At 26.1% G+C, this 9549-nt stretch carries 13 protein-coding genes and 1 tRNA gene; 5 read left to right on the top strand and 9 right to left on the bottom strand.

The genetic code is table 11. From position 1 onward, the window contains the following. The first annotated feature begins 432 nt into the window (after nucleotides 1–432). A complete protein-coding gene (gene hpf / locus CHB63_RS01795; protein ID WP_089376720.1) occupies nucleotides 433–735 on the top strand; it encodes a ribosome hibernation-promoting factor, HPF/YfiA family in 303 nt (100 codons plus the stop codon). A gap of 8 nt (nucleotides 736–743) precedes the next feature. Here hpf and CHB63_RS01790 read toward each other — a convergent pair whose 3' ends face one another. From CHB63_RS01790 to CHB63_RS01775, 4 genes are read right to left on the bottom strand one after another with little or no spacing between them, the layout of a single operon-like run. Further along, nucleotides 744–1391 carry a phosphoribosyltransferase gene (locus CHB63_RS01790; protein WP_089376719.1) on the bottom strand — a complete coding sequence of 216 codons (648 nt, stop codon included), beginning with the start codon at nucleotides 1389–1391 and terminating at the stop codon, nucleotides 744–746. 9 nt (nucleotides 1392–1400) lie between these two features. Next, nucleotides 1401–2048 (bottom strand): dienelactone hydrolase family protein, encoded by a 648-nt coding sequence (locus CHB63_RS01785; RefSeq protein ID WP_089376718.1) that lies wholly within the window; start codon nucleotides 2046–2048, stop codon nucleotides 1401–1403. 10 nt (nucleotides 2049–2058) lie between these two features. Next, the gene (locus CHB63_RS01780) at nucleotides 2059–2505 is read right to left on the bottom strand and encodes a DUF2267 domain-containing protein (RefSeq protein ID WP_089376717.1); all 447 of its coding nucleotides are present in this window, start codon (nucleotides 2503–2505) and stop codon (nucleotides 2059–2061) included. A gap of 11 nt (nucleotides 2506–2516) precedes the next feature. Beyond that, a complete protein-coding gene (locus tag CHB63_RS01775; protein ID WP_089376716.1) occupies nucleotides 2517–3140 on the bottom strand; it encodes a WG repeat-containing protein in 624 nt (207 codons plus the stop codon). Nucleotides 3141–3399: 259 nt separating this feature from the next. Here CHB63_RS01775 and CHB63_RS01770 point away from each other — a divergent pair, with 259 nt between their 5' ends. Both CHB63_RS01770 and CHB63_RS01765 read left to right on the top strand, forming a co-directional pair. Then, entirely contained in the window at nucleotides 3400–3816 is a 417-nt protein-coding gene (locus CHB63_RS01770) for a hypothetical protein (protein WP_089376715.1), read from the top strand. Between the two features lie 117 nt (nucleotides 3817–3933). Then, the gene (locus tag CHB63_RS01765; protein ID WP_089376714.1) at nucleotides 3934–4371 is read left to right on the top strand and encodes a hypothetical protein; all 438 of its coding nucleotides are present in this window, start codon (nucleotides 3934–3936) and stop codon (nucleotides 4369–4371) included. Between the two features lie 18 nt (nucleotides 4372–4389). Here CHB63_RS01765 and CHB63_RS01760 read toward each other — a convergent pair whose 3' ends face one another. The 4 genes from CHB63_RS01760 to CHB63_RS01745 all read right to left on the bottom strand — a co-directional run bounded on the left by CHB63_RS01760 (nucleotide 4390) and on the right by CHB63_RS01745 (nucleotide 8199). Next, on the bottom strand, nucleotides 4390–6447 hold the full coding sequence (locus tag CHB63_RS01760; RefSeq protein ID WP_089376713.1) for a tetratricopeptide repeat-containing sensor histidine kinase: 2058 nt from the start codon (nucleotides 6445–6447) through the stop codon (nucleotides 4390–4392). Between the two features lie 109 nt (nucleotides 6448–6556). Next, nucleotides 6557–7267: a M15 family metallopeptidase gene (locus CHB63_RS01755; protein WP_089376712.1), complete on the bottom strand. Its 711-nt coding sequence runs from the start codon at nucleotides 7265–7267 to the stop codon at nucleotides 6557–6559. 1 nt (nucleotide 7268) lies between these two features. Continuing rightward, on the bottom strand, nucleotides 7269–7703 hold the full coding sequence (locus CHB63_RS01750; RefSeq protein WP_089376711.1) for a GNAT family N-acetyltransferase: 435 nt from the start codon (nucleotides 7701–7703) through the stop codon (nucleotides 7269–7271). Then, entirely contained in the window at nucleotides 7690–8199 is a 510-nt protein-coding gene (locus CHB63_RS01745) for a GNAT family N-acetyltransferase (protein ID WP_089376710.1), read from the bottom strand. Before CHB63_RS01745 ends, CHB63_RS01750 begins: the two co-directional genes overlap by 14 nt. Nucleotides 8200–8234: 35 nt before the next feature. On the opposite strand from CHB63_RS01745, the gene CHB63_RS01740 reads away from it, so the two are divergent. Next, nucleotides 8235–8660 carry a GNAT family N-acetyltransferase gene (locus CHB63_RS01740; RefSeq protein WP_089376709.1) on the top strand — a complete coding sequence of 142 codons (426 nt, stop codon included), beginning with the start codon at nucleotides 8235–8237 and terminating at the stop codon, nucleotides 8658–8660. A gap of 59 nt (nucleotides 8661–8719) precedes the next feature. Next, nucleotides 8720–8792, top strand: a tRNA-Gly gene (locus CHB63_RS01735). 34 nt (nucleotides 8793–8826) lie between these two features. Here the strand turns inward: CHB63_RS01735 and CHB63_RS01730 are convergent. Next, complete coding sequence (locus tag CHB63_RS01730) at nucleotides 8827–9471, bottom strand: rhomboid family intramembrane serine protease (RefSeq protein WP_089376708.1); 645 nt, start codon at nucleotides 9469–9471, stop codon at nucleotides 8827–8829. Nucleotides 9472–9549: the final 78 nt, after the last annotated feature.

The following is a 9549-nucleotide window of genomic DNA, read 5'->3' as shown; positions in this document are numbered from 1 at the left end:
TTGAAAGTTAAATGCAAACTTAAAAACTTTACTAAGGAAACAGGAAGTTTCGGCTTCCTGTTTCTAAAAAGATAATGAAGAGTTTCAATTTTTTTAATGAGTAGATTTTGACTATTATTTTAGAAATGAAATAATATAAAAATTGTTTGAAAATTAAAAAATTCAATCTCTTTATGACAGGAGGTTAACGCCTCCTGTTCTTTTTAATTAAACTGTTGACATGAAATAGAAAAAGGTTTACAATATTGGGTAATGTAAACTAATTGAAGAATTTAAAAATATGGTTTTAAGATGTGATTTTGGGTTAATTTTGAGAATAGAATATATTCAAAATCAATTGAATTAAATGGTAAAATTAAATTCTTCGAAAGGAAACAGGGAAGTATTGCTTCCCTGTTTCTATTTAATATAATATCTAAAACAATTAAACTTATGAAAATTAATGTTCAATTTGAAAAAATGGATACCAGTGAGTTTATGGAGGCATTTGTAACAAAAAAATTAAACAAACTTGGTAAAAAATATGACTGGATTATAAATGCAGATGTGTTTTTTAAACTTGAAAAAGATCCAAAAGGGAAAGGTAAAATTTGTAAAATTGAATTGAGCCATATTGGTTCTAAAATTTTTGCATTTTCAAATGAAGAAAGTTTTCAAGAAGCTGCAGATGAAACTATTCGTGATTTAGAAAAACAATTGGAAAAACGAAAAAAAGAAATGAAACCTTACTCTTAAATATTCGTTTATTTAAGAATTAAATTATTGTTCGTTTCTTTCAACAGTTTTATTACTTCTTGATCATTTACTTGATTAAAATCTTCATAAAATTGACCAACTGCTTGAAAATTTAGTGGTGTAGATAAACATATTGTTATTGATACAGCATCTAATTTTTTGATTTTTTTCAGTGCATTTGGTGGAGCAACAGGTAAAGCTACTATAATAGATGAAGGCTGTTGTAATTCAATTAATTGCACACTTGAAATTAATGTATTACCGGTTGCAACTCCATCATCTATAATAATAACATCTTTATTTTTTAAATTTAAAGGTGTTTGCTTGCCATAATAAGTTTGATAACGTTGTTCTAAAATTTTTCTAATTTTAGCGGTTTCCTCCTCGATATAACGTTTTGAAATACCAGGAACAGAATCGCTCAAAATCCTACTTTTTAGAGTAACTGCCCCAATAGCATATTCTCTATTAAATGGGTGGCCTATTTTTTTAGAAAGTACAATTTCTAACGGGAGATTTAATTTTTTAGCAATAACAGCTCCAACCGGAACTCCACCTCTTGGAATAGCAACAATTACAGCATCTTTATTATTACTGTAATTTATTAATTTGTCCGCAAGTAAATTACCTGCTTCTTCCCTATTTAAAAACATCATTAATTTTTTTTAATTCAAATATTTTGCAAACCATTCACCCGAAAGTTTTGCAACCGCTTCTAATTTTCCTTGCTCTTGAAATAAATGTGAAGCTCCGGGAACTATTTTTAACTCACAAATACCTGGCATAAGAGATTGAACTTTCTTATTTAATTCTATTACCGCTTTATCATAACCTCCAACAATTAATAATGTAGGAGACTTTATTTCATTAAGTACATCCATTGCTAAATCTGGCCTTCCTCCTCTTGAAACTACAGCTTTCACCTTTTTACCTAACTTGGCAGCTGCAGTTAATGCAGATGCCGCACCTGTACTTGCTCCAAAAAATCCAATATTTAAATCCTTTGTTTCTTTATTATTACTTACCCATTTTGTGACTTCTAACAACCTTTTGGAAAGCAATGGAATATCAAACCTGTTTTCATAAACAACATCTTCAGAGGTTGTTAGTAAATCAAAAAGCAAACTGGAAAACCCCATGTCTAAAAGCAAACCTGCAACATAGTTATTTCTAATACTCAATCTACTACTTCCGCTTCCATGAGAAAAAATAATAATTCCTTTACTATTTTCAAGGAATCTTAAATTTCCTTTTAAATTCACTGAATCCAAATTAATTTCAATTTCCTTAAATTTTTCTTCTATGGCATTCATGTCAAAGGCTTTAAAACATCATATTTTGATATATCATTGATTTTAAATCTTTAGGTAATTCTGTTCTAATATCTTCCAATTCTCCCAAAGAAATATATTTTCGTAATACAATAAATGTGGTATTTACATAATTTTCCGCTACATCATCATTATCTAAATCGTTTATTGAAGTAACCCCATTAAAATCTCTTACCAAGTCTAAAAATTCTTCCATATTTTTAACTCGTACTTTTTTGCGTCCCGTCCATCCATTAACATAAACAGCCTTTAAAAACATTGGAAACTGCGCAATTAATTGCAAGGATTCTTCCGTTGAAATTATTTCACGTAAACCGTGTAAAATTGAAGATAAAATTCGACCTGCTTTGTCTTTATCGTCTTTAAGATTTAATTCTTTTGCGTATAATTTCATAAAAGAATTAGCTTCAGATGCAAATTGATTAAAATTTAGTGACATAGTTTAAGTTTTTAAAATTCATAAATATCCCATTTCATATCATTTTTTTGAACAGCAACTAAATTTGCCCCAATAAATTTAGAATGAAAAACGGGAGGTGTTTTTGATTTTCTTTTTGATGAATGATAATTAATTGGATTTTCTAAATAACGAACCTTCTCTCCAGATGTATTAATTACAAATTCTTCTATATTTGAAGAGATAATATCTTTTTTTAAAATTTCATTAAAACCTATTACTTCCTTTGATGGAGCAATAATTATGGCAAATCCATTTTCAAAATTTGTGGCATTTAAATATTGAGGATGAATAATTATTTTTCCACTTGTATCTATATAACCATAATAAGGTATCTCATTTATTATTTTTCTAACTAAACATCTACCATTTTTAAAAACTGGATACCAATTAGAACTGGTTTTACCTTTTTTATTACCCTTTTCAGTTAAAGCTAAATCGCTTCTAAAATCAATTACCAGCTCCCCTTTTTTATTAATAAATCCCCAATCATCGCCTTTTTTAACCGCTGCTAAATCTTCACTAAACATATGAACTTCATCAATATCACTAATTATTTGGGCAAAACAAAATGAATTCATTAGCACTAAAAATAATAAAACAATCAAATTTTTCATGACAACATAGATTTAATTTACATAAAGCTATAACTAGTAATAATTTTACAAAATGATATTCCTCAATTTTTCTTATTATTTTATTGATTGCTATTTTTTAAAAAGAAATGACAATTACATTTTTTTAATTGCAAATAAAACCTTCATAATTGAGCTTAAAAACAAAGCACAAAAAAAAATATTTTTTACTTACTTGATAATAATCATTTTACAACTATAAAATTATGCAGAACTTAGATAGACATTAAAATATAAACCAATGGAATCTCAATTAAAATATAAAGTTTTTACAAGAGAAAAGAGTGTGGATGAATTAGTGTACAATTGCAATCTATGGACCTCTGATTTTGAATTTATTAAAATTGAAATATCCTTCTTAAAAAGACTTTTAATAACATTTCCATTTAAATCTTCAATACCAAATTTATTTGAAAAACTTCAGTTATTTGTTCGTGATTTAGAACAATCAGATACTATTAGAACAACAATTCATGAAACAATAAATACTCACAATCAGCAACTTAGAAATAAAATTAAATTAAAAAAAATTAGTTATGATAATGAATATTTAAATTCTTTTGATGATATGGCTGAAGAAGTTTTAGCGTATTTAGAAGACTACAAAAAATTAAAAAAGAAAATATATGAATATGTAATTGGAATGATAAATACTTAATAATATAAATAATTGTGGTAATATGATTATCATCATTTTATTACATTCTACAAAAATCTAATTTTATTATATAATTAAACGCAATTAAAATTTTATAAGCTCTTAAATTTCTTTAAAATGAAAACAAAATTAAAAAAAGATTGGCGTGGTAGAACTAAAAGTATAGAAGAACTCCATAATGATTCAAAAATATGGCTTTCTGAAATTGAATTTATTAATTATGAAATTAAATTTTTAGAACATTTACTCAGCACAAATTATATTGATTATTTAGATTCTGGTCTTCATGATAGAATTGAAGAATTCTCTAAAGAAATATTTAATGATAAAAATATTGGAACTACACTTAAAGATTTAATTTTTGAACATGAAAATGTTCTTTCAGATTTAATTGAAAGTGACTGTGTTATTAGCAATAAAAATTATGCCGCAACTCATGATAATTTAGCATTGGAGATTAATAAATTTATAAGTAAATATAAGTATCTAAAAATGCAAATTTTTGAAATAGTTGAAAATGTAATGCAGAAAAAACAGCAAAAAAAATTAAAATAAGAAGGTATTATATGCTTTTTATTTTGAAATTGGAATGGTAAATTTAAATTCACTTCCTTCATCTATAATACTTTCAACCCATATTTTACCTCCATGCTTTTCAACAAAATCTTTACATAAAATTAAGCCTAAACCAGAACCTTGCTCATTTGCTGTTCCTGTTTGAGAACTTTTGAATTCAACATTAAACAAATTATCAACTACCTCTTTTAACATCCCAATTCCATTATCCTTAATTGTAATTTCCACAAATTCTTCATCAAATGTTGAAATAATGTGAATACTCCCTTTTGGATTAGAAAATTTAATTGCGTTCGAAATCAAATTTCTAAGAATCGTATTTAGCATATTTTCATCGGCAATTACACTTAAATTATGGTTTACATTATTATAAATTGAAATTTCCTTGTTAATTGCTTGAATTTCCAACAACGAAACAACGTCTGAAACTAACTTTACCAATTCAATCTTTTTTGGATCGTATTTTAAATTGCCAGATTGAGAATTGGCCCAAATCAAAAGATTATTCAATAAATTGGAAGCATTTGCAGTTGAACCTTTAATAATTTTTAAAAATTTCAATCTCTTTTGGTCATCATAACTATTAATGTTCTCAATTAACAGTTCTGTAAATCCTCGTATTGAGTTAAAAGGATTTTTTAAATCATGTGCAATTATTGAAAAAAACTTGTCTTTGGTATTATTTAGCTGTTTTAAATTATCTCTTTGAGCTTGTATTTCATAATTCATTCTATTAATCTGATGATTTTTAAACGCTAATAAATTGTATGCCTTTTTTTTGGAAGCTTGTTGAAGAATTAATATAATTATTAAAAATCCAAATATTGCCATTGCAATAATTAACCCATAAATAATCTTCTTTTCATTCTCGTGCTTTACTTGAGATAATTCATTTTTAATTGATAATTCCTTAATAGTAAAATTGGATTTTTCCAATTCGTTAAGTGCATTAAACAATTGAATTTTCTTGCTTTTATCTGACTTTATTACACTGTCATTAATTAATTTATGCTGTTTTAAGATTTCAAATGCTTTTGATTTATTACCTAAATTTTCATAAGCAAAAGATATATTCTTCAAATTGTCCAGTTCAAAATCAATAATTCCAATCCTTTTTGAAATTTCAAGACTTTTTTCACCGTAATTTATTGCTTCCCGGTAATTATGAACTTTATTATTTAAATCAGAAAGGTTGAGATAAACAATGGCCCTTAATTCTTCATCATCTATTTCATCCGCTATTTTTAATGCTTTCTTAAAATATAATTCTGCATTATCAAATTGTTCAACGTTTAAATAACAATCTCCAATATTATTAAAATTAACACCTATGCCTTCAAAATCTTCTATTTCCTCTTCAATTTCAATAGATCTAAAAAAATATTCAATTCCGTCAAAACTATTTCCTGCATCTGATGTTACATTTCCAATATTCGTATAACAAACTGCAATACCAGATTTATCCTCTAATTCCAAATAAATATTTAGGGCTTCTTCAAAATATCTTTTTGCAAACTCATAATTTTCATGTTCATAATATAAATTTCCTATATCTATAAGATTAAAAGCAACACCATCTTTGTTATTAATACTCTTATAAAGTGTCAAAGATTTAAAATAAAACTCAATAGATTTTTCCTCTTTATTTAAAAAAAAATAATTATAGCCAATTAAATTTTGAATATAGGCTACACTTTCATAATCCTTTAAATTTTCATATAAAACTAGCGCCTTCTCAAAAGAATTAATAGATTCTGAATAATTATTTTTTAATTCAAAATATATTCCAATTCTATAAAGGCATTCCGCAATATGGTGTTTAGATTTTATATTTTCCGAAATTTGAAGCGCCATTTTAAATATAGAATATGACGAATCTATTTTTTTTAATGAATCATATTCAATTCCCTTTTTAATTAATTTTGAAACTTGCGCAGAGTCTAGTTGCGTGCTTGGATATAATTCATCTAAATAATTAATTGTATTATCTTGGTTTTGAGCGCTACCTAAAAAAGTAATAAAAACAATTACAATAAAAATAATATTTTGTCTCATTAATTAAAATTGGGGCAACTAAATAAAACTTAATTTAGTTTTTATTGTTGATAGTTAATTGTTTAAAAATCAAATTTACTATTATTTTTAGAATAATTATAAATAGAAGTTAATTATCTAAATTAGGATTTATATCAAAAATATTTTCCTTATTATATTTCTCTAGAAATTCTTGAGTTAAAAATTTATAGCCCTTTAATTCAATTTTAGTATATAAATTACCCAAATCAATTTTTTTAAATTCTACTAACATTGGTTTTGATAACAATTTAAAACTGTAATGCCAAGGTTCAAACTTAAAGCCTTTTCTACTGCTATTATTTGTATAAACAAGATAAAACCCAAATTTCTCAGAGTTCTCATCCATCCATTTTTTCAGATTTGAATACACACCCTTATCGAAATAGTTTTCTTCAATTAAAATATTTTTTGGTTTGGATACAGATCCATCTATAATGTCTATATCAGTTCCCCAATGATGTCGAGAGGTTCCTGGAATTGTAGAGTATTCAATAATTTTAGCAATTGCTAATCTAGGGGATAAACCTTTAGAAATAAACATTTTATACTTCCTTTTCCATATCCTTTTTTGATGTTCAAAACTTCGATAAGAAGACACTATTTCAATAGTTACTCCTTCAACTGCAGCTGCATCTTTCATAGCATTAAAAGCTTCAAACGCCTCTTTTTGTAACTTATAAGAATCTCCTATTAATTCTAAATCGCCTCTACCTGTTAAAGCATTTAAATTATAAACAGTTTGAGAAAACAGATTGATTTGAAACATTAATAAAAAACTTATAACTGTTATTTTTTTCATATTAGTTAAGATATTTAAACATCACATAATGTTCACCAATAAAAGCTATATCAAATTTCTCACCAATTGTTTCCAAACCTTGTTTTTCATAAAAATTAACAGCAATTATACGAGCGTTACACCATAAACAATCTATGTTTAATTCTTTTAAAATTGAAAATGCTTTTTCCATCATTAATTTCCCCGCACCAATACCTTGAAATTTATCTAAAGTAGCCATACCCCTTAATTGGAACTGTTCACCTTTAAAATTTTCTTTTTTAACTTTCATAAAGCTAGAAACAGCTATTAGCTTATTATTTTTAAAAGCACCTAAATGAAAAGTATCTTCATCCAAATCACCGTTAAATTCAAAAGGCAAAGGAATATTTTTTCTTAAGACCTCTTTTCTAATATCATATGTTTCCTCAGTTGTTATTGTTTTAATATTTATCATTCTTAATAGTATATAAAACTGATGGTTGATTATTATAAATAAATTGTTCTTTAAATTTAAAACTACATTTTTTTAATACTTTTAAAGATGCTTTATTTTCAATTGATGCTCTTCCAATTATTTCAGATATTTTTAATTTAGAAAATCCATAATTAACGCTTGCTATAGCAGCCTCTGTAGCAAACCCGTTACCCCAATGAGTTTTATAAAATCTAAAACCCAAATCCGTTTCATTTTTATCCTTTACAAATTTTAATCCACACCAACCTAAAAACTCTTTAGTTTCTTTTAAACAAACAGCCCAACGACCAAAGCCATTGTTTTTATATTCTGAATAATTTTTAATGAAATCATATGCTTCGTCTAAAGATTCAAATGCTTCGTCTCCTGTAAATTTAATAACTTCAGGATCATTATTTAAATGAAAAAAATGATAACCATCTAAAGGAATAAATTCTCTTAAATACAATCGCTTGGTTTCTAAAATAATTTTCATAATATTGAACTAACCTTTGCTAATTTACTATTTAAATGGAAAACTTTGAAATTAAATTAATTCCTAATGAAAACATTGAAATAATTCTTCCACTTTTAAAAGAATTAAACAGTTCTATCGATGAAGAAATTTTAAAAAAAAGGATTTTAGAAATGGCTACTCAACATTATAAATGCGTTGGAATATATAATAATAACAATTTAATTGGAATTTCCGGACTATGGTTTTTAACAAGACATTATTGTGGTAAAGTTATAGAACCTGATCATGTAATTATAAATCATCAATTTAGGAACAAAGGATTGGGTAAAAAATTGTTCAAATGGATCTATAATTACGCACAAAGTATTGGTTATGAAGCAAGTGAATTAAACACTTATGTAGACAATATAAAGTCTCATAAATTCTATGAAAATGAAGGCTATAAAAAGTTAGGCTTTCACTACTTAAAAATATTATAAAAATATTTAAAAAACGTTTGTAGAAGTAAAAAAGGATTGTATATTTGCCCCACCAAATTGCGAGAGTAGCTCAGTTGGTAGAGCTTCAGCCTTCCAAGCTGACTGTCGCCGGTTCGAGCCCGGTCTCTCGCTCAAGAAAAAGGCCAAACGTAAGTTTGGCCTTTTTTTATATAAAACGCTTTCCAAATAACAACAATAAAACTATTGGAACTCCTAATATTATAATTGTTGACAGGCTTTGTGAAAACACATCAGGATACAGTAATAACATTAATCCATATCCTCCAATTGCACCACCTAAATGCGCAGAGTGACCAACATTACCCAATTGTTTTTTCATACCATACATTGAATACAATAAATAACCAATACCAAATATATACCCAGGAATAGGAATTGGTAATGGGAACATCATTAAACTCATGTTTGGATTTAATAATATAGAACCATAAATAATTCCTGCAACTGCTCCAGAAGCCCCAACAGCACTGTAATATAATTCCTTATTATGGTAACTTTGGGTTAAAAAACTACCCGCAAGTAAACTTCCAAAATATAAAACCAGAAATTTAATTATACCAAGCTTTACAATAATTATTGGAGCAAATATGTACAATACATACATATTTAAAATTAAATGCAAATAATCTACATGTAAAAATGCAGATGTTAACATTCTTATTTTTTCTCCTCTATTTATTGCTCCTATTTGAAACTTATATTTATCAAAAAATAGTCGATCATTAAATCCCTTTAATGAAAACCCTACATTGGCAATAATTAAGATTAAGAGTATTTTATCTATGTTCATTTTAAATTGATTTTTTACTAATTCACGAATGTATAAAAAAATGATGATATTAAAATCAAACTTTATAAACTAATAAAA

Source organism: Lutibacter flavus, assembly GCF_900188355.1.
Taxonomy (GTDB): Bacteria; Bacteroidota; Bacteroidia; order Flavobacteriales; family Flavobacteriaceae; genus Lutibacter; species Lutibacter flavus.
Note: the sequence above shows the minus strand (reverse complement) of the source record. Positions and strands in the feature narration are given on the sequence as shown.